Source organism: Stenotrophomonas sp. B1-1, from assembly GCF_010894375.1.
Taxonomy (GTDB): domain Bacteria; phylum Pseudomonadota; class Gammaproteobacteria; order Xanthomonadales; family Xanthomonadaceae; genus Stenotrophomonas.
In genome coordinates this window covers 246,580-263,871 of the sequence record NZ_JAAIUZ010000006.1, presented here as the reverse complement: position 1 = coordinate 263,871, position 17,292 = coordinate 246,580, and the positions used below count along the sequence as shown (strand labels likewise).

15 protein-coding genes are annotated in these 17,292 nt (G+C 67.3%); 4 read left to right on the top strand and 11 right to left on the bottom strand.

The features are described from left to right. Nucleotides 1-280 precede the first annotated feature (280 nt). Entirely contained in the window at nt 281-1,183 is a 903-nt protein-coding gene (locus tag G4G00_RS05835; protein ID WP_108752576.1) for a peptidylprolyl isomerase, read from the bottom strand. 122 nt (nt 1,184-1,305) lie between these two features. Between G4G00_RS05835 and G4G00_RS05830 the strand changes: the two genes are divergently transcribed. The 3 genes from G4G00_RS05830 (at nt 1,306) to G4G00_RS05820 (ending at nt 4,222) form a co-directional block, all read left to right on the top strand. Further along, nucleotides 1,306-2,790 carry a HEAT repeat domain-containing protein gene (locus tag G4G00_RS05830; protein WP_164271787.1) on the top strand — a complete coding sequence of 495 codons (1,485 nt, stop codon included), beginning with the start codon at nt 1,306-1,308 and terminating at the stop codon, nt 2,788-2,790. Nucleotides 2,791-2,882: 92 nt separating this feature from the next. Then, on the top strand, nt 2,883-3,248 hold the full coding sequence (locus tag G4G00_RS05825) for a PadR family transcriptional regulator (RefSeq protein ID WP_164271784.1): 366 nt from the start codon (nt 2,883-2,885) through the stop codon (nt 3,246-3,248). Further along, nucleotides 3,245-4,222: a sensor domain-containing protein gene (locus G4G00_RS05820; protein ID WP_164271782.1), complete on the top strand. Its 978-nt coding sequence runs from the start codon at nt 3,245-3,247 to the stop codon at nt 4,220-4,222. Before G4G00_RS05825 ends, G4G00_RS05820 begins: the two co-directional genes overlap by 4 nt. A gap of 229 nt (nt 4,223-4,451) precedes the next feature. Here the strand turns inward: G4G00_RS05820 and phaZ are convergent, their stop codons facing one another. Both phaZ and G4G00_RS05810 read right to left on the bottom strand, forming a co-directional pair. Next, nucleotides 4,452-5,759: a polyhydroxyalkanoate depolymerase gene (phaZ, locus tag G4G00_RS05815; RefSeq protein ID WP_108755767.1), complete on the bottom strand. Its 1,308-nt coding sequence runs from the start codon at nt 5,757-5,759 to the stop codon at nt 4,452-4,454. A gap of 93 nt (nt 5,760-5,852) precedes the next feature. Further along, entirely contained in the window at nt 5,853-6,443 is a 591-nt protein-coding gene (locus G4G00_RS05810; RefSeq protein ID WP_108749050.1) for a class I SAM-dependent methyltransferase, read from the bottom strand. Between the two features lie 153 nt (nt 6,444-6,596). On the opposite strand from G4G00_RS05810, the gene G4G00_RS05805 reads away from it, so the two are divergent. Then, nucleotides 6,597-7,052 carry a CopD family protein gene (locus G4G00_RS05805; protein ID WP_108752581.1) on the top strand — a complete coding sequence of 152 codons (456 nt, stop codon included), beginning with the start codon at nt 6,597-6,599 and terminating at the stop codon, nt 7,050-7,052. A 155-nt stretch (nt 7,053-7,207) separates the two neighbouring features. Here G4G00_RS05805 and G4G00_RS05800 read toward each other — a convergent pair whose 3' ends face one another. The 8 genes from G4G00_RS05800 to lpxD form a co-directional block, all read right to left on the bottom strand. Continuing rightward, a complete protein-coding gene (locus G4G00_RS05800; RefSeq protein WP_108752582.1) occupies nt 7,208-8,167 on the bottom strand; it encodes an acetyl-CoA carboxylase carboxyltransferase subunit alpha in 960 nt (319 codons plus the stop codon). Between the two features lie 134 nt (nt 8,168-8,301). Beyond that, complete coding sequence (locus tag G4G00_RS05795) at nt 8,302-9,168, bottom strand: ABC transporter substrate-binding protein (protein ID WP_108752583.1); 867 nt, start codon at nt 9,166-9,168, stop codon at nt 8,302-8,304. Between the two features lie 53 nt (nt 9,169-9,221). Then, nucleotides 9,222-12,815 carry a DNA polymerase III subunit alpha gene (gene dnaE / locus G4G00_RS05790; protein WP_164271780.1) on the bottom strand — a complete coding sequence of 1,198 codons (3,594 nt, stop codon included), beginning with the start codon at nt 12,813-12,815 and terminating at the stop codon, nt 9,222-9,224. 173 nt (nt 12,816-12,988) lie between these two features. Next, the gene (locus G4G00_RS05785; protein ID WP_108752585.1) at nt 12,989-13,654 is read right to left on the bottom strand and encodes a ribonuclease HII; all 666 of its coding nucleotides are present in this window, start codon (nt 13,652-13,654) and stop codon (nt 12,989-12,991) included. Further along, the gene (lpxB, locus tag G4G00_RS05780; protein ID WP_108752586.1) at nt 13,651-14,910 is read right to left on the bottom strand and encodes a lipid-A-disaccharide synthase; all 1,260 of its coding nucleotides are present in this window, start codon (nt 14,908-14,910) and stop codon (nt 13,651-13,653) included. Before lpxB ends, G4G00_RS05785 begins: the two co-directional genes overlap by 4 nt. After that, a complete protein-coding gene (gene lpxA / locus G4G00_RS05775) occupies nt 14,907-15,698 on the bottom strand; it encodes an acyl-ACP--UDP-N-acetylglucosamine O-acyltransferase (protein ID WP_108749057.1) in 792 nt (263 codons plus the stop codon). Before lpxA ends, lpxB begins: the two co-directional genes overlap by 4 nt. A 19-nt stretch (nt 15,699-15,717) precedes the next feature. Then, nucleotides 15,718-16,173, bottom strand: a complete 456-nt coding sequence (fabZ, locus tag G4G00_RS05770) for a 3-hydroxyacyl-ACP dehydratase FabZ (protein WP_108749058.1) — start codon at nt 16,171-16,173, stop codon at nt 15,718-15,720. After that, entirely contained in the window at nt 16,170-17,192 is a 1,023-nt protein-coding gene (gene lpxD / locus G4G00_RS05765) for a UDP-3-O-(3-hydroxymyristoyl)glucosamine N-acyltransferase (protein ID WP_108749059.1), read from the bottom strand. The genes fabZ and lpxD overlap by 4 nt, the downstream gene beginning before the upstream one ends. Nucleotides 17,193-17,292: the final 100 nt, after the last annotated feature.

Below are 17,292 nucleotides of genomic sequence, written 5' to 3'. Positions count from 1 at the left end.
GGTTTTGATCTGGGTCCGCCTTGAAGCGAGCCGAGCACCGCAGGTCCGGCGAGGGCGAAGAGGCGCGGGTGTCTGAGCGCAGCGAGTTCCGCGCCGTCCCTCGACGGACCGAGGAGCGCAGGGTACCGGCGCGCAGCGCCGGCTCGCGGACGGCGGCGCGTTTCTTTTGGTTACTTTTCTTTGCGCGGGCAAAGAAAAGTGACGCCCATGAACAATGATGTGCCTTCAGCATGTGCCACGCACCGAACCCGTCGCGGCACTCGCCGGGCATGGCCCGGCGCTACCGCACCGGCACCGGGATGTTGCACAGGTCGATATGCCCGGCCGGGCGCTTGTAGAAATCGTCCACGCGGTTGCGCCGTGCTTCCACCGTGTCGGCGAAGGTCTTTGAATCGGTGCGCAGCACCTGGATCGGGGTGCGCTCGGCCGCGGGCACGTCGCTGGCGCGGCGGATCGATATGATCGGCGTGCGCAGCTTCGGGTCTGCATAGAAGCCCATCGGCGCCGGTCCGCGCGGAATCGCGCTCAGCAGTTCCATGCCCTTCAGCACGCGGCCAACCAAGGTGATGTTGCGGTCCAGCTGGCGCGGCGACTGCCCGGTCACCACGTACAGCTCGGCGCCGATGCTGCTGTCTTCTTCGTTGCTGCGGCCCGCTCCCAGCATGCCGTAGCAGTGTGCCAGCCAGGCCTTGCCGGCCTGCGGGTCCTGGCCCACCGGGAAGCCATCAACGAAACCGGTCTGCGCGGCCCAGCCATCACGGTCGGGCAATACGCTCACCTTCAGGCCAGTACTGGCGCGTTCGAATTCGGCCGGCAGCTTGCGCGCGGCGCTTCCGAACGGCTTGGCCTTGTTGGCGTCGTCGGCGTCGGCATCGCCGAACTGCACCACGAAGTTGTCCTGCGAACGGTAGATGCTGGTGCCGTCCCAGAAATGCTCGTGGGCGAAGGTCTGGATGTTGGCCACATGGCGCGGGGCAAACTGCGGCGCCAGTTCGATGATCACCCGCCCGGCCGGCAGATCCATGTACAGCAGGTTGGCCGGGTCCGGGGTGCGCCAATCGCTGGCCGCGGAAGCATCAAGGATCTGCTGCGGGCTGCGGTAGGGCGTGGCAGCGCTGGCCAGGGCGGGCAGCAGGCACGCGAGGGCGAGGGCGGTCAGGGCAGTGCGACGGCGGTGCGGCATGGGATCCCCGGAACGAAGGTGTCAGCCGATTCTGCGCCACCGGCGGCGCCTGCGCCATCGATGCCCTCTGGTTTTGCCGATGCGCGTACGGCACTGTGTGCACGTCGGCAGGGAAGCATGCAATGAGCGAACAACACTCCGCCACGCCCGAAGCGGCGTTGCACGCGCTGGTCAAATGGACGTTGAGAGGCTTCGTTGATGATGACGTGGACGCTGTGCGCTGGTTGCAGGCACTGCCTCCTCGCACGCTGTTCGACGTCGATGAGCGTCTGCGCAGCTGGTGGGCACCACGGCAGAACGAACTGCTTTCCAGCGTGCAGATCTACCAGGGCGCATCGCTTGAAGTACGGGCGGCGGCATTGTTCCTTGCCGGATGCGATGGCAACGGCCATACCCGCGAGGCGGCGCTGCGAACGATGCGCTCGGTGCCCAGCCACCTGACGTTGTCCTGCGCCCTGCTGCGCTGCAATGACTGGGTGGCCGAGGTGCGTGCGGTGGCGCAGGAGGTGGTGCTGTCCCTGCTCGGGCAGTGCGCGGTACATCACGTGTTGGCGGCCTGGCCGATCGTGGTGCGCCTGCGCAATGCGCAGCGCATCGACCGCGCGTGGCTGCAGGACACGCTGTTCGGGTGGCTGGCATCGCCCTCCCGCCAGCAGGTCCTTGAAGGATTGCTGGGGCACCCCGACGCACGTACGCGGCTGGCGGCCTATGCCATCGCGCTGCAGACCCACCAAGACCGGGCAGCACTGCGCGCGCATGCGCTGGGCGACAGTGATCCGCACGTTTCTTATCAGGCGCTGACCGACCTTCTGCGGCATGGCACGCCCATGGACATCGACAGGCTGTGTCCGCTGGCCCTGTCCGCGCCATCCGCCCGCGTGCGTGGTGCCGCGCTGCGCGCGCTGGTGGAACGCGAAGTGGCTGGACTGGACGCGCACATCGAAGCGGCGGCATTCGACCGTTCGCGCGGTGTGCGCCGCTTGGCGGCATGGCTGCTGCAACAGCGGCAGGCCCGTCCCGCCATCGCGTTGTGGCGCCAGGAGTTGCAGCCGCCAGGGCGCGGACGCTGGCGCGAGGCGTTGGCAGCGCTCGCCGATCACGCCGAGGCCGAGGATGTGCCTGCATTGCGCGCCCGGTTGCCGCAGGTGTCGGCGCGTCATCAGCGCAACTGCCTGCGCGGCTGGGTGCGGGCCGAGGGCGGCGCCGGCCTGGCGTTGCTGCGGGTGGCACTGGAAATGCCGGGTCGCACGGTGAATGCGATGCTGGACAGCGCGAACGCGCTGTGGGTTGCGGAGCTGGATCCACCGAGGCTGCTGGCGTTCTGCCACGATGGTCCTTCGCCCGTGGCATGCGTTGGGCTGCTCCGGCTGCTGCCGCGGTTGCCGTTGTGGCAGCACCTTGACCTGCTGCTGGATGCGATGCCGCAGCGCGAAGATGAGCGCGCGTGGCACCTGCAGCTCGCGCACGACTGGCTTCGCCGCAGCGAGCAGTACTCGCCGCTGGGCCCCGCCCGCCGGCAGGCTCTGGTCAGCCGGCTTGAAGCGGGCAGGCATGCCTTGCCCGAGGCCGTTGCGGCACAGGTGCTGCTGGCCGTGCGCCAAGCCTGACGCCCCCTTGCCTCACGGCAGGGTGACTAACGACACATTCGCTATACCGGACTTCATACTACTGTTGACTCCAACATAGTGGAGGGCCGGCCATGTCCGACGACGATGTCCACCTGAAGAAGTTCCAGAAGGAGCTCAGCGCCGGCACGGTATCGCTGGCCCTGCTGGCGGTACTGGCCCGGGCCGGGGAGCCGCTGTACGGCTACCTGATCGCCAAGGAGCTGGAGCGCGTGGGCGATGGCGTGCTGAGTGGCAAGCAGAGCGCGCTGTACCCGGTGCTGCGCAACCTGGAAGGCGCCGGGCTGCTGGAAAGCCACGTGGAGCCGTCCAGCAGTGGCCCGCCGCGCCGCTACTACCGCATCAATGAACGTGGCCACGAGGTGCTGGCGCAGTGGCGCCAGGCCTGGCAGGCCACCCGCGATTCCGTCGATTCCGTGTTGGAGGGGGTACCGCAATGAACGACCTGAACCTGGCAGGCACGGCCCTGCCCACCACCATTGCCCAGTATCTGGCGCAGCTGCGCGCGGCGCTGGAAGGGGCTGACCCGGCCATGGTGCAGGATGCCCTGTACGACGCCGAGGAATACCTGCGCTCGGAACTGGCCGCGCAGTCCGGCCGCAGCGAGGCCGAGGTGATTGCCGATGTGGCCGGCAGCTATGGCGCGCCGCAGGAAGTGGCCGAGATCTACCGCGAAACCGAGGTGACCGTGAACCGCGCGCTGCGTACGCCGCGCGCCGACACCGCGCCGGTGCTGCGCGCGGCGGCCGAAGCCAGCGGGGCGGCCCCTGCGGCGGCGCTGCCGGCGGCGAAGCCGCGTACCTGGTGGGCGCGCTTCTTCGGCGTCGTGCTGGATCCGCACACCTATGGCGCGCTGTTCTACATGCTGCTGTCGCTGGCCACCGGCACGTTCTTCTTCACCTGGGTAGTGACCGGGCTGTCGCTGTCGTTGGGCCTGATGATCCTGATCATCGGCGTGCCGTTGACGGTGCTGTTCTTCGGTTCGGTGCGCGGTCTGGCGCTGCTGGAAGGGCGGCTGGTGGAAGCGCTGCTGGGTGAGCGCATGCCGCGCCGGCCGCAGTACACCGATCGCAGCCGCAGCTGGCTGCAGCGCATCGGCGATATGTTCACCGATGGCCGCACCTGGCTGACGCTGCTGTACTTCCTGCTGATGCTGCCGCTGGGCATCGTGTACTTCACCATCGCGGTCACCCTGCTGTCGGTGTCGTTGGCCTTCATCTGGTCGCCGGTGGCGGCGCTGTTCGATGCCACCGTGCCGAGCATCTACATCGATGGCACCAATGTGCTGCCGCTGGCCGCAACGCCGGTGCTGGCCGTGGTGGGCGCGCTGCTGCTGCTGCTGACGATGCACCTGGCACGCGGCATCGGCAAACTGCACGGCATGCTGGCCAAGCACCTGCTGGTGCGGCTGTAACGGTAGGTGCGGGCACACCGCTCTGGTAGGTGCCAACCTTGGTTGGCACGCCGCTCTGGTAGGTGCCAACCTTGGTTGGTACGCACCATCAGACGTCGGGCTTCACGGTAGGTGCAAGGCGAAGGGGTCGGATCCCTGTTCGCAGAACAGGGCTCTGACCCCGTCACGTGCAGGGTGCAGGGGTCAGAGCCCTTTCCGTTGTAAAGGGATCCGACCCCAAGGCCAAGGCTTATCCGGCCTTGCGCCGCAGCGGGGTGACGTTGCTCTTCTTCTTCGTCGCCTTCGCAGCCGGGGCTTCGGCATGGGCGGCGAAGAAATCGCGCACCTTCGGGTACACCACTTCACGCCAGCGGCGGCCGCTGAAGATGCCGTAATGGCCGGCACCTTCCACGATGAAGTGCTCGCGGCGGTCGGCCGCGATGCCGGTGCACAGCGCCTGCGCTGCTTCGGTCTGGCCCAGGCCGGCAATATCGTCCAGCTCGCCTTCGATGCTCAGCAGCGCGGTATCGCGGATCGCCGACGGGTCGACCTTCTCGCCGTTCACCACCCATTCGCCGCGCGGCAGCAGGAAGTCCTGGAACACCACCGAAATGGTGTCCAGGTAGTACTTGGCCGGCATGTCCAGCACCGCATTGTACTCATCGTAGAAACGGCGATGCGCGTCGGCGTCTTCCAGATCGCCCTTGACCAGATCGGCGTAGAAATCCCAGTGCGAACTGAAGTGGCGGCTGGGATTCATCGACAGGAAGCCGGCGTGCTGCAGGAAGCCCGGGTACACGCGGCGGCCGGCGCCAGGGTAGCTGGCCGGCACGGTGTGGATCACGTTGTTCTCGAACCACGACAGCGGGTTCTGCGTGGCCAGGTTGTTCACTGCGGTGGGGCTGCAGCGCGCATCGATCGGCCCGCCCATCATCACCAGCGTGCGCGGGGTCGGCTCGCCACGGCTGGCCATCAGCGAAACCGCGGCCAGCACCGGCACCGTCGGCTGGCACACGCTCACCACGTGCAGGCGTTCAACGCCCAGGTGGCGGATGAATTCCTGGATGTAGGCGATGTAATCGTCCAACCCGAACTCGCCTTCGCTGGCCGGCACCATGCGTGCATCCACCCAGTCGGTGACGTACACGCGGTGGTCGCGCAGCAGGGTGCGCACGGTGTCGCGCAGCAGCGTGGCGTGGTGCCCCGACAGCGGCGCCACCACCAGTACGAACGGCTGGTTGAGCATGGTGTGCAGCTGTTCGGCTTCGTTGCTGTGGCGCTTGAAGCGCAGCAGCTTGCAGAACGGCTTGCTGACCTCTTCGTGCACCACGATCGGCACGCGTTCGCCTTCGACCTCGATTTCGTTGATGCCCCATTCGGGCTTCTCGTAATCCTTGCCGATGCGATGGAACAGTTCATTGACGGCCGCCAGGCGATCAGCGCCGGGCATCTGCGACCACCAGTGACCCTGATTGGTGAAGAAGCGGGCGTTGGCCTGGGCCTGGTGCACCCAGGGGGCGAGCAGGTTGCGGGTCAGTTCGTGCAGTTGATAGAGCATGCCGACCGAATATGTATGGTCATATGTTGCCGCGCAGCATATCCCATCCCAGTGTCCCGCGGGTTAAGTTTGCTGAAAAAAGTGAATCCGGATTCACATCCGTTCCAGCGCCGCCGCCTCGCCGGCCAATCCGGGGCCCAGCCACAGGTGCGAACCCACGGCCTGCAGGCCCTGGCGGGCCAGCTCGCGCCGGTACCAGCGCGCCGGCCGTGCCTGGAAGCCCTCGTGGTCGCCGTCGAATTCATCCTCGGCGGCGAAGGTTTCCAGGAAGGCCACCCCAGCGGTCAGCTCGGCCAGGCCGGCCAGGCCGGCGCGCAGCTCGCGGTCGGGCACGTAATGCATCACGTCCGAGCACACCAGCAGGTCGACCGGAGCGCACGGCCGCAGCCAGGCGAAATCGCCGAATGCGGCCAGGTGCAGGTTGCGGGTACGACCGTAGCGGCGCACAGCGTACTCGCTGCTGTCGAAGCCAAGGTATTGGACCTTCGGACGCAGCTTCAGCAGCGGTGCGCGCCAGGCGCCTTCGCCGCAGCCGATATCCAGCACGCTGCGGATCGGCCGTTCCAGGTAGTACTCGGCGCTGGCCACGGCCAGAGCCACCTTGCGGGCCAGGCGGGCACTGCCGCCGATGTCGGCGCGGCGGTACCAGCGTTGGAAGTAGGCGGCGTCGTAGGTCTTGTCCATGGGCAGGGCACGGTGATGAAAGCGGAGCGTAATAGTAGAGCCACGCCATGCGTGGCTGGGGTGTGTGGTGCGGCAATTGGCCGCGGCAGCCACCCATGGGGTGGCTCTACTGCGACAATAGCGCTCATCCACGCCAGCCGCCGGAGCGAGCGCATGCAGAGCTACTACTGGGTCAAGACCTTCCACATCGTGTTCGTGGTGGCCTGGATGGCCACGGTCTTCTACCTGCCGCGCATCCTGGTGAACCTGGCCGAGACGGCGGGCCAACCGGCGGTGGTGGCGCGCCTGCAGCTGATGGGCATGCGCCTGTACCGCTTCGGCCATTCCATGTTCGGCCTGGCCTTCGTGCTGGGCCTGGTGCTGTGGCTGGGCTACAAGGTCATTCCGGACTTCCCGACCATGGTCGCGCCGGGCGGTGCCGGCTGGCTGCACGCCAAGCTGGGCCTGGTGGTCGTGCTGCTGGCGTACTTCATCTGGACCGGCCGCCTGCTGAAGGGCGTGGCCAAGGGCCGCGCACTGCCGTCGTCGCGCGCGCTGCGCTGGATCAACGAGATCCCGCTGCTGGCGTTCATTCCGATCGTCTGGCTGGTGCTGGCCAAGCCGTTCTGACCGGTAGATCCACGCCATGCGTGGATGGGCGCTTGTAGAGTCGAGCCATGCTCGACTGCCTGGATCAACAGCAGTCGAGCAAGCTCGACTCTACAAAAGACAACGCGGCCGATCAGGCCGCGTCGTGAGTATCCCGAACAGGCAACGCGGCCCGATCAGGCCGCTTCGTACGTACCGTAGCTGCGCAGGCGCGTGTAGCGCTGCTCGATCAGCTGTTCGGTGGACAGCTTGTCCAGCGCGTCCAGCTCGTTCAGCAGCACGGCCTTCAGGCGCTTGGCCATCTGGGTCGGGTTGCGGTGGGCGCCGCCGGTCGGCTCACGCACCACCTTGTCCACCAGGCCCAGGCTCTTCAGGCGCGGCGCGGTCAGGCCCAGCTGTTCAGCGGCATCCTTGGCCTTGCCGGCATCCTTCCACAGGATCGAGGCGCAGCCTTCCGGGGTGATGGTCGAATACACCGCGTATTCCAGCATGACGGTGCGGTCGCCCACGCCCAGCGCCAGCGCGCCGCCGGAACCGCCTTCGCCGATCACCGTGCAGATCACCGGTACCTTCAGCTCGGCCATCTCCATCAGGTTGCGGGCAATGGCTTCGGACTGGCCGCGCGATTCGGCATCGATGCCCGGCCAGGCGCCGGCGGTGTCGATCAGGGTCAGCACCGGCAGGCCGAAGCGCTCGGCCATCTTCATCAGGCGCAGGGCCTTGCGGTAGCCCTCCGGCTTGGGCATGCCGAAGTTGCGCTTGATCTTTTCCTTGGTGTCGCGGCCCTTCTGGTGGCCGATCACCATCACCGAACGGCCATTGATGCGGGCCAGGCCGCCCATGATGGCCTTGTCGTCGGCAAACGCGCGGTCGCCGGCCAGTTCCTGGAACTCATCGCAGATGATGCGGATGTAGTCGGCGGTGTACGGGCGCGACGGGTGGCGGGCCAGCTGCAGCACCTGCCACGAGGTCAGGTTGCGGAAGATCTGCGCGGTGCGCATGCGCAGCTTGTCCTGCAGCGCGTGCACTTCGGCCTCGACATTGACCGCCGGACCGGCACTGGCGTTGCGCAGTTCCTGGATCTTGGCTTCCAGGTCGGCGATGGGTTGCTCGAAGTCGAGGTAGTTCGGATTCATCGGAAGCCGTCGTGTAAAGAAGAGGGGAATTCTAGCCGAATGCGCCGGAACGCCCCGTACGCCTTCGTCTGGAAGGCGACGGTAACCCAGCCGGGCAGGACGCGCCAGTCAGCGCGGCAGGCAAACAGGGGGCGTCAGGGCACGACCAGCGCGCTGCGCGCCATCTCGGTGCTGCGGATCGTCACGAAGTCGTTGTACGCCTCGTTGGCGGCCACCGGCAGGGTCGAGCCCAGGGTCATGGTGGCCTGGGTGAAGGCCATGCTGGCCTTGAAGTCTTCCTTGCGCAGGGCCTTCTGCTCCGAAGCGGTGCTGGCCTTCAGCCAGCGCGCATACAGATCGCGCATTGGACCGGCATGCGCCTCGAAGGCGGGGTCCAGCGCGGGCAGGGTGGCCGGGGCCGGTTCCAGCGTGTAGACCGGGGCCACGTAGCCGGCCGGCTGCTCACGCTTGAAGGCACCCGGTTCGCCCATGCTCTGTTCCACGTAGTCGATGAAGTCCGGGGCGGTGAACACCTTGGTGCTGATCTTGCCGCCGCTGGCATCCACGTGGGCCACGATCTGTTCTTCCGGGAACGGCTGGCGCACGCCGAAGTTCCAGTTCTTGTCGATGAACAGGCCGTGGTGCTTCTCGTAAGGGCCATTGAACTGCACCCCGCCCAGTTCCATGCCCAGGCCGCTGCTGCCGAAGTTCTTCAGCTTGTCCTCGCCGGTCACGTAGATCTCGCGCGCGGTCACGTACTCGCTCAGGGTCGGGTTGATCAGACCGCCACGGCCGTCGGCATACACGATGAAACGCACATCGCCCAGGCGTTCGGTGTGCAGGTGGTGCTCACCCGGGGCCAGGCTGATCGCACGCGATGCGTTGGCGGCTACCGGCAGGTCCTTGCCGTCGATGCTGATGGCCAGCGGCGTGGCGGTGGGGTTGTCGATCTCGAAATCGACCTTGGACGAGCATGCGGACAGCGCCAGCGCAGCGACGAGGGGGAACAACAGCGTTTTCATGACGGAAGATCGTCCTTGATACAGACAACGGGAAAAAATAATCAGGCGCGGCCTCAGTTGGCCCACGGCGGGCTGTAGCGCACCTTCAGCGTGCGCACCGCCGGGTCGGCGCGCAGCGCCTCCATCAGCTTGGAATCGATGCGCACCGCGCTCTGCCCGGACACGTCGAGCATGCCGGCCACGCCGCCCTGCGGGCTCTTCAGCAGCAGGTCCAGGCGCAGCGGCGTTCGCCCGGGGCGATGGCGGTCGAGCACGGCATTCACGCGTTCCCAGACCGGGCGCTGCTGGCGCAGGTCCAGGCGCAGCGACAGGCGCGTGGCGTAGTTGGCGCAGACTTCATCGAAGTCCCAGCACTGGCGGATGCGCAAGGCGAAACCGCCGTTGAATTCGTCCTCGCGCAGACCGCCCTTGACCACCAGGATGCGGTCCTTGGTCATCAGATGGCCGAACTCGGCCATCGCATCGGAAAACGCGCTGCATTCGACCCGGCCGCGGCCGTCTTCCAGCTGGATGAAGATCTGGCTTTCGCCCTTGCGGCGCACACCCACCACCTGGCCGGCCAGCACGGTCTGCACTTCCGGGCGCCAGCGCTTTTCGCCGCCGCCACCGCCGCCACCGCTGTTGGCGCTCCAGATCTTTTCCACCGCGCCCAGATCGTTGCCGACCAGGTCGCGCACATCGTCGCGCCACGGGTCGAACGGGTGCCCGCTCAGGTAGAAGCCCAGGGTGTCGCGCTCGCCGTTCAGGCGCTGCAGCAGCGGCCATTCCTCGGCCTCGGGCAGGTCCAGCTGGATGCTGACCGTGCTCGGGTCGGGGCCGCCGAACAGCGAGTTCTGGCCCGAGGCGCGCTCGCGCGCCATCTGGTCGGTGGCCTTGATCACTTCCGGCAACTGCAGCATCAGCGAGGCGCGGTTGTGGCCCAGTTCGTCCAGCGCGCCGCAGTTGATCATCGCTTCCAGCGTGCGCCGGTTGAGCTTGGCCGAACCCACGCGCGTGCAGAAGTCCAGCAGGTCCTTGTAGTCGCCGCCCTTCAGGCGTTCGTCCACCACCGCTTCGCAGGCGCCCTGGCCCACGCCCTTGATCGCGCCCAGGCCGTACTGGATGGTGTCCGGGGTGACTGCTTCGAACATGAAGGCCGAGTGGTTCACCTTCGGCGGCAGCACGGTCAGGCCCAGGTTGCGCACCTCGTCCAGGAAGCCGACCACCTTCTCGGTGTTGTCCAGGTCCGAGGACAGCGTGGCGGCCATGAACTCGGCCGGGTAGTGGCGCTTCAGCCACGCGGTCTGGTAGCTGACCAGCGCGTACGCGGCGGCGTGCGATTTGTTGAAACCGTAGCCGGCGAACTTTTCCATCAGGTCGAAGATCGCATCGGCCTTGGCTTCGTCCACGCCATCCTTGGCCGCACCCTCGCGGAAGATCTCGCGGTGCTTGGCCATTTCCGCCGGCACTTTCTTGCCCATCGCGCGGCGCAGCAGGTCGGCGCCGCCCAGCGAGTAGCCGCCGACGATCTGCGCCATCTGCATCACCTGCTCCTGGTACACCATGATGCCGTAGGTGTCCTTCAGGATGGCTTCGGTGCGCGGGTCGGGATAGATGATTTCTTCCTGGCCGTGCTTACGCGCGTTGAACGATGGAATCAGATCCATCGGGCCCGGTCGGTACAGCGACACCAGGGCGATCAGGTCTTCGAAACGGTCGGGGCGTGCGTCCTTCAGCAGGCGGCGCATGCCCGAGGATTCGAACTGGAACACCGCGCCGGTGTTGCCGTTGGCGAAGATGTCCTTGTAGGTGGGCGCATCGTCCAGCGGGATCGCGGCGATATCCACTGGCGGAATGCCGGCGCGCTCGTGGCGCTTGTTGATCGCCTTCACCGCCCAGTCGATGATGGTCAGCGTGCGCAGGCCCAGGAAGTCGAACTTCACCAGGCCCACTTCTTCCACGTCGTTCTTGTCGAACTGGGTGACCGGGTTCTTGCCCAGGCCGTTCTCGTCGTGTTCGGCGTACAGCGGGCAGAACTCGCTCAGCGGCTCGGGCCCGATCACCACGCCACCGGCGTGCTTGCCGGCGTTGCGGGTCAGGTCTTCCAGCTGCAGCGCCAGGTCGATCAGGTCGCGGACATCGTCCTCGGTCTCGTAGCGCTGGATCAGTTCCGGCGAGGCCATTTCCGAACTGGGGCCTTCCTTGCCCTTGCCCAGCGCATCCTTCAGGTGGATGCCCAGGATGTTCGGGATCAGCTTGGAAACGCCGTCGACCAGGCCATACGGGAAGCCCAGCACGCGGCCGGAGTCGCGCACCACCGCCTTGGCCGCCATGGTGCCGTAGGTGATGATCTGGCTGACACGTTCGCGCCCGTACTTGCGCGCCACGTAGTCGATCACCTCGTCGCGGCGGTCCATGCAGAAGTCGATGTCGAAGTCGGGCATCGACACGCGTTCGGGGTTCAGGAAGCGCTCGAACAGCAGGTTGTACGGCAGCGGGTCCAGATCGGTGATCTTCAGCGCCCACGCCACCAGCGAACCGGCACCGGAACCACGGCCCGGGCCGATCGGAATGCCCTGGTTCTTGCCCCACTGGATGAAGTCGGCCACGATCAGGAAGTAGCCGGGGAAGCCCATCTTGATGATGGTGTTGAGCTCGAACTCGAGGCGTTCGAAGTAGTCCTCGCGGGTCTTGCCCGGCGCCAGCGGATTCTTTTCCAGGCGCTCGGTCAGGCCGTCGCGCGACATCTTCTGGATCCAGGTGTCCAGCGTTTCGTCGTCGGGCACCGGGTAGTTGGGCAGGAAGTAGGTGCCCAGGCGCATCTCGATGTTGCAGCGCTCGGCCAGCGCCAGCGTGTTGTCGATCGCATCGGGAATGTCGGCGAACAGCGCGCACATTTCCTCGGCCGACTTCAGGTACTGCTGGTCGCTGTACTCGCGCGGGCGCTTGGGGTCGTCCAGCACGCGGCCGGTGGAAATGCACACGCGAGCTTCGTGCGCGCTGAAATCGGTCGGCGCCAGGAAGCGCACGTCATTGCTGGCGATCACCGGCAGGCCGCGCTGGCCGGCGGCCATCAGCGCGAAGCGGTTGAAGGTTTCCTCGCCTTCGCGGCCGGTGCGGGTCAGTTCCAGGTGCAGGCCATCGCCGAACACGCGCTGCCAGTCGGCCAGCTGCTGCTCGGCCAGGTCGTGCTTGCCGTCCAGCGCCAGGCGCCCGGCCAGGCTTTCGCGCCCGGCCAGGGCGAACAGGCTGGCGTTGCCGGCCTTCAGCCAGTCCGGGTGCACGGCCACGCCACCTTCGGCGCGGTGGCCTTCCATCCAGGCGCGGGTCAGCAATCGCGACAGGCTCAGGTAGCCCTCGCGGTCGCGGCACAGCAGGGTCATCCGCCACGGGTCCTGGCCTTCCTCGGCAATCATCACGTCGGCGCCGGCGATGGGCTTGATGCCCACGCCTTCGGCGGCCTTGTAGAACTTCACCAGGGCGAACAGGTTGTTCAGGTCGGTGACCGCCAGGGCGGGCAGGCCGAGTTCCACCGAGCGCGACAGCAGGTTGGCCTGCTTGGCTTTTTTCGGGTCCGCCTGGTCGGGCTTGGCCGGCACGCGGATGGTCGAGTCCGCCAGCGAGAACTCGGTGTGGACGTGGAGATGTACGAAGCGAGAGTTGGACATGCCGGACCAGGTTGGAGCGCGCGGGCCCCGGGAGCTGACGGGGAATCGTCGCCGGGGTCGGAAAGCGCTGGAATGCCCGGTCAGGGTACCGAGGGCAGGGGGTGGCGACAAGGACTTGACGGGGGGTGATAGCGCGCATTCCGCCGGGCATGGCCCGGCGCTACCGGGTGTATTCAGGCAATCGCGGCGCTGGCCGGCGGCGCGGATGCCAGGCAGTCACGCACCGGGGCGAAACTGCGCCGGTGCTCGGCGCAGGGACCGTGCGCCCGCAGCGCGGCCAGGTGCGCCGGGGTGCCATAGCCCTTGTGCTGGTCGAAGCCATATTCAGGATGGCGCACGTGCAGATCCTGCATGTAACGGTCGCGCGAGACCTTGGCCAGGATCGAAGCGGCCATGATGGCGCGGTCGATGCCATCGCCGCCCACCAGCGCCTGCGCCGGCAGCACCAGGCCCTTGGGCACGACGTTGCCATCGATGCGGGCGAAGCCGGCCACGTGGGCCACCGCGGCCACCACATCGCGCATGCCCTGCAGGGTGGCCTGGTAGATGTTCAGCCGGTCGATGGCCTGCACATCCACCAGCACCACGTGCCAGGCCAGTGCCCGTTCCATGATGCGGTCGTACAGCTGGTCGCGGCGGGCGGCGGTCAACTGCTTGGAATCGTCCAGGCCGTTGATGCGCGGGCGCGACGGATCGAACACCACTGCCGCCACCGCCACCGGGCCGGCCAGGGGGCCGCGGCCGGCCTCGTCCACGCCGGCCACCAGGCGTTCGGGCTCGACTACGGCCGCCCCGTCGAACAGCGCCAGGCTGGCCGCAGCGGCCGCACGGCGGCTCACGCGGCTTCCAGCGTGCGCAGCAGCAGCTCACCCACCGCGTCGGCCGCACGGGCCGAGGCATTGCGGCGCAGGCGTTCATGCAGGCGCGCATAGGTGCCCTGCAGGTCGGCCACCCGCTGCGGGTGGTCGAACCACTGCTGCACGGCCGCCGCCAGCGCGTCGGGCGTGCAGTCGTGCTGCATCAGCTCCGGTGCCAGGTCCTGCCCGGCCAGGATGTTGGGCAGGGCGAATCGATCCACCTTGATCAGGCCCAGCGCCTTCACCAGGCGATAGGTCAGTTCATTCACCCGGTAGCCGACCACCATCGGCCGCTTCACCAGCATCGCTTCCAAGGTGGCCGTGCCCGAGGCCAGCACCACCACGTCGGCGGCGATCATCGCCGCCCGTGCCTGGCCATCCAGCACATGCGAATAGGCCACCGGCAGCGCCGAGCGGGACAACTGTTCTTCAATCAGGCGGCGGCAGGCGGCATTGGCGGCGGGTACCACCACGTGCAGGCCCGGAATGCGTTCGGAGACCTGCCAGGCGGCTTCGAAGAACGGTTCGCCCAGGCGCGAGATCTCGCCCAGGCGGCTGCCCGGCAGAACCGCCAGCACCTTGGCCGAGGCCGGCAGGCCCAGCTCTGCACGTGCCGCATCGCGATCACCGTGCAGCGGGATGTCGTCGGCCATCGGGTGGCCGACGAAGCGTGCGTCGATGCCATGCCGCGCATAGATGGGCGGTTCCATCGGGAACAGGCACAGCACCAGGTCGGCGCTGCTGCCGATCTTCTCGGCACGCTTCTCGCGCCAGGCCCAGACCGAGGGGCTGACGTAATGCACGGTGGGCACGCCACGCTGCTTCAGCCAGCGCTCGATGCCCAGGTTGAAGTCGGGCGCGTCGATGCCGATGAACACGTCCGGCTGCCATTCCAGCGCACGCTGGCGGAACGCCGAACGCAGCTTCAGCAGGCGCGGCAGGTGGCGCAGCACTTCGGTCAGGCCCATCACTGCCAGTTCGCTGGCGTCGTGCCAGGTCTGGCAGCCGGCGTTGCGCATGGCATCGCCGCCGATGCCGGCGAATTCGGCATGCGGGAAGCGTGCCTTCAGCTCGCGCACCAGACCGGCACCGAGCAGGTCGCCGGAGGCCTCACCGGCCACCAGCGCGATGCGCAACGGGCGCTCGCTGAGCACCCGCTGTGCAGGCACGCTGCCGGCCATCGAGGCCAGCGGGATCACGTCGGCGCCGGCCGGCGCCTGGCCGGTCGTGCTGCTCATCGCAGCAGGGGCCTCTCGGCATGCTCGATGAAGTCCAGCATGGCCTTCACGTCGTCGCTGCCCTGTGCCTGTTCGGCCAGCTGCTGCTTGGCCTCGGCCAGCGGCAGGCCTGCCACGTACAGCGTGCGGTAGGCACGCTTGATGGCGGTGATGCGGCCAGCATCGAAGCCGCGGCGCTTCAGGCCTTCGCTGTTGATGCCGCGCGGGCGGCCCAGCGAATCGGTGCCGACCATGGTGAACGGCGGTACATCGCCATTGGTCAGCGCACCCATGCCCAGGAAGGCATGCGCGCCGATACGGCAGAACTGGTGCGCACCGGCGAAGCCGCTGATGATCACGTAGTCGCCCACGGTCACGTGGCCGGCCAGGGTGGTGTTGTTGGAAAACACGCAGAAATTGCCGACGTGACAGTCATGCGCCACGTGCGTGTAGGCCAGCATCCAGTTGTCGTTGCCGATGGTGGTGATGCCACCGCCGCCGCCGGTGCCGCGGTTCAGGGTCACGAACTCGCGGAACACGTTGCGGTCGCCGATCACCAGTTCGGTGCGTTCGCCGCTGAACTTCTTGTCCTGCGGTTCGCCGCCCACGGCCACGTGGCCGATGAAACGGTTGTCGCGGCCGATCCGGGTCGGGCCATGCACGCTGCAGTGCGGACCGATCTCGGTGCCGGCGCCGATTTCGACATCGGCGCCGATGAGGGTGAACGCACCCACGCGCACATCGTCGGCCAGGCGCGCCGAGGGATCGATCACGGCGGTGGGATGGATCAGGGGGGCGTTGTCGCTCATCTAGCTCCTCCGGCCAGGGTTATTCGCGGGTGCCGGCGCACAGCACCTCGGCGCAGGCGACCACTTCGCCATCGACCTTGGCCACGCAGTCGTACACGGCCATGTTGCGGATCACGCGCTTGATCTCCACGTGCATTTCCAGCACGTCGCCCGGCACCACCTGCTTGGTGAAGCGGGCCTTGTCCACCTTCACCATGTAGAACAGCTTGGACTGCGAATCGCGGCCCAGGGTGAGCTGGGTCAGCACGCCACCGGCCTGGGCCATGGCTTCGATGATCAGCACGCCCGGCATGATCGGCTGGTTGGGGAAGTGGCCCTGGAAGAACGGCTCGTTGATGCTGACGTTCTTGGTCGCCACGATGGTGCGCTTTTCGTAGTCGATCGACAGCACCTTGTCCACCAGCAGGAACGGGTAGCGGTGCGGCAGCAGGGCCTGGATCTGCGTCATGTCCGGCAGGGTCTGGGTCTGGCTCATTCTTTCTCCTTGCTTACAGACAGGATGCGGCGGGCCAGTGCATCAAGCTGCTTGAAGCGCGCGGCGTTCTTGCGCCACGTGCGGTTGTCGGTGAGGGGGGTGCCGGACGAGTACTCGCCCGGTTCGGTAATGGAGTTGCGCACCACCGATTTGCCGGTGATCACGACCTTGTCGCAGATTTCCAGGTGGCCGACCACGCCGACGGCGCCGCCGAGCAGGCAGTAGCGGCCGATCTTGGCGCTGCCGGCAATGCCGGTGCAGCCGGCGATGGCCGAGTGCGCGCCGATCTGCACGTTGTGGGCGATCTGCACCAGGTTGTCCAGGCGCACGTCTTCGGCCAGCACGGTGTCTTCCAGCGCGCCGCGGTCGACACAGGTATTGGCGCCGATCTCGCAGTCATCGCCGATACGCACGCCGCCCAGTTGCGGCACCTTGATCCACTTGCCGGCATCCATGGCCAGGCCGAAGCCATCGGCGCCCAGCACGGCGCCGGGGTGGATGCGCACGCGCTTGCCCAGCTTCACCCGGGTGACCAGGGTGACCCGGGCGATCAGTTCACAGCCGCTGTCCAGGCTGCAGTCTTCGCCGATGATGCTGCCGGCGCCGACGATGCAGTTCTCGCCCACCACGCTGCGCGCGCCGATGGTGACGAACGGACCGATGTGGGCGCTGGCGGCCACCTGCGCCTGCGGGTCGATGACCGCGCTGGGGTGGATGCCGGGCTCGCGCAGCGGCGCGCTGTCGAACAGCGCGGCGATCTTGGCGAAGGTGGTGTAGGGATCCTTGGCGATCAGTGCCGCGCCGGGGGCGGCCTCGGCATCGTCGGCGCGCAGCACGACCAGCGAGGCGTGGCTGTCGGCCAGCTGGGCGCGGTAGCGCGGGTTGGCAAGGAAGGTCAGCTGGCCGGCACCGGCATGGGCGAGGGTGGCCACGCCATGGATGGCAGTGGCGGGGTCGCCATGGACCTGCAGGCCGAACTGATCGGCGAGTTGCTGGGCGGTGTAGGTAGGAGTATTCACGGCGGGAGTTTACCGTGTGACGCCAATCCGGTCATGCGGGGCTGGCCTTGGCCGCACGCCGTGGGCTACGGTGGCCGCACCCTGTGGATGCCCACGCCGC

Bases quoted from the DNA above. Each gene is read 5' to 3' on its own strand.
- G4G00_RS05835 (WP_108752576.1), bottom strand. From the start codon at position 1,183: ATGCCGCACCGCCGTCGCACTGCCCTGACCGCCCTCGCCCTCGCGTGC.
- G4G00_RS05830 (WP_164271787.1), top strand. From the start codon at position 1,306: ATGAGCGAACAACACTCCGCCACGCCCGAAGCGGCGTTGCACGCGCTG.
- G4G00_RS05825 (WP_164271784.1), top strand. From the start codon at position 2,883: ATGTCCGACGACGATGTCCACCTGAAGAAGTTCCAGAAGGAGCTCAGC.
- G4G00_RS05820 (WP_164271782.1), top strand. From the start codon at position 3,245: ATGAACGACCTGAACCTGGCAGGCACGGCCCTGCCCACCACCATTGCC.
- phaZ (WP_108755767.1), bottom strand. From the start codon at position 5,759: ATGCTCTATCAACTGCACGAACTGACCCGCAACCTGCTCGCCCCCTGG.
- G4G00_RS05810 (WP_108749050.1), bottom strand. From the start codon at position 6,443: ATGGACAAGACCTACGACGCCGCCTACTTCCAACGCTGGTACCGCCGC.
- G4G00_RS05805 (WP_108752581.1), top strand. From the start codon at position 6,597: ATGCAGAGCTACTACTGGGTCAAGACCTTCCACATCGTGTTCGTGGTG.
- G4G00_RS05800 (WP_108752582.1), bottom strand. From the start codon at position 8,167: ATGAATCCGAACTACCTCGACTTCGAGCAACCCATCGCCGACCTGGAA.
- G4G00_RS05795 (WP_108752583.1), bottom strand. From the start codon at position 9,168: ATGAAAACGCTGTTGTTCCCCCTCGTCGCTGCGCTGGCGCTGTCCGCA.
- dnaE (WP_164271780.1), bottom strand. From the start codon at position 12,815: ATGTCCAACTCTCGCTTCGTACATCTCCACGTCCACACCGAGTTCTCG.
- lpxB (WP_108752586.1), bottom strand. From the start codon at position 14,910: ATGAGCAGCACGACCGGCCAGGCGCCGGCCGGCGCCGACGTGATCCCG.
- lpxA (WP_108749057.1), bottom strand. From the start codon at position 15,698: ATGAGCGACAACGCCCCCCTGATCCATCCCACCGCCGTGATCGATCCC.
- fabZ (WP_108749058.1), bottom strand. From the start codon at position 16,173: ATGAGCCAGACCCAGACCCTGCCGGACATGACGCAGATCCAGGCCCTG.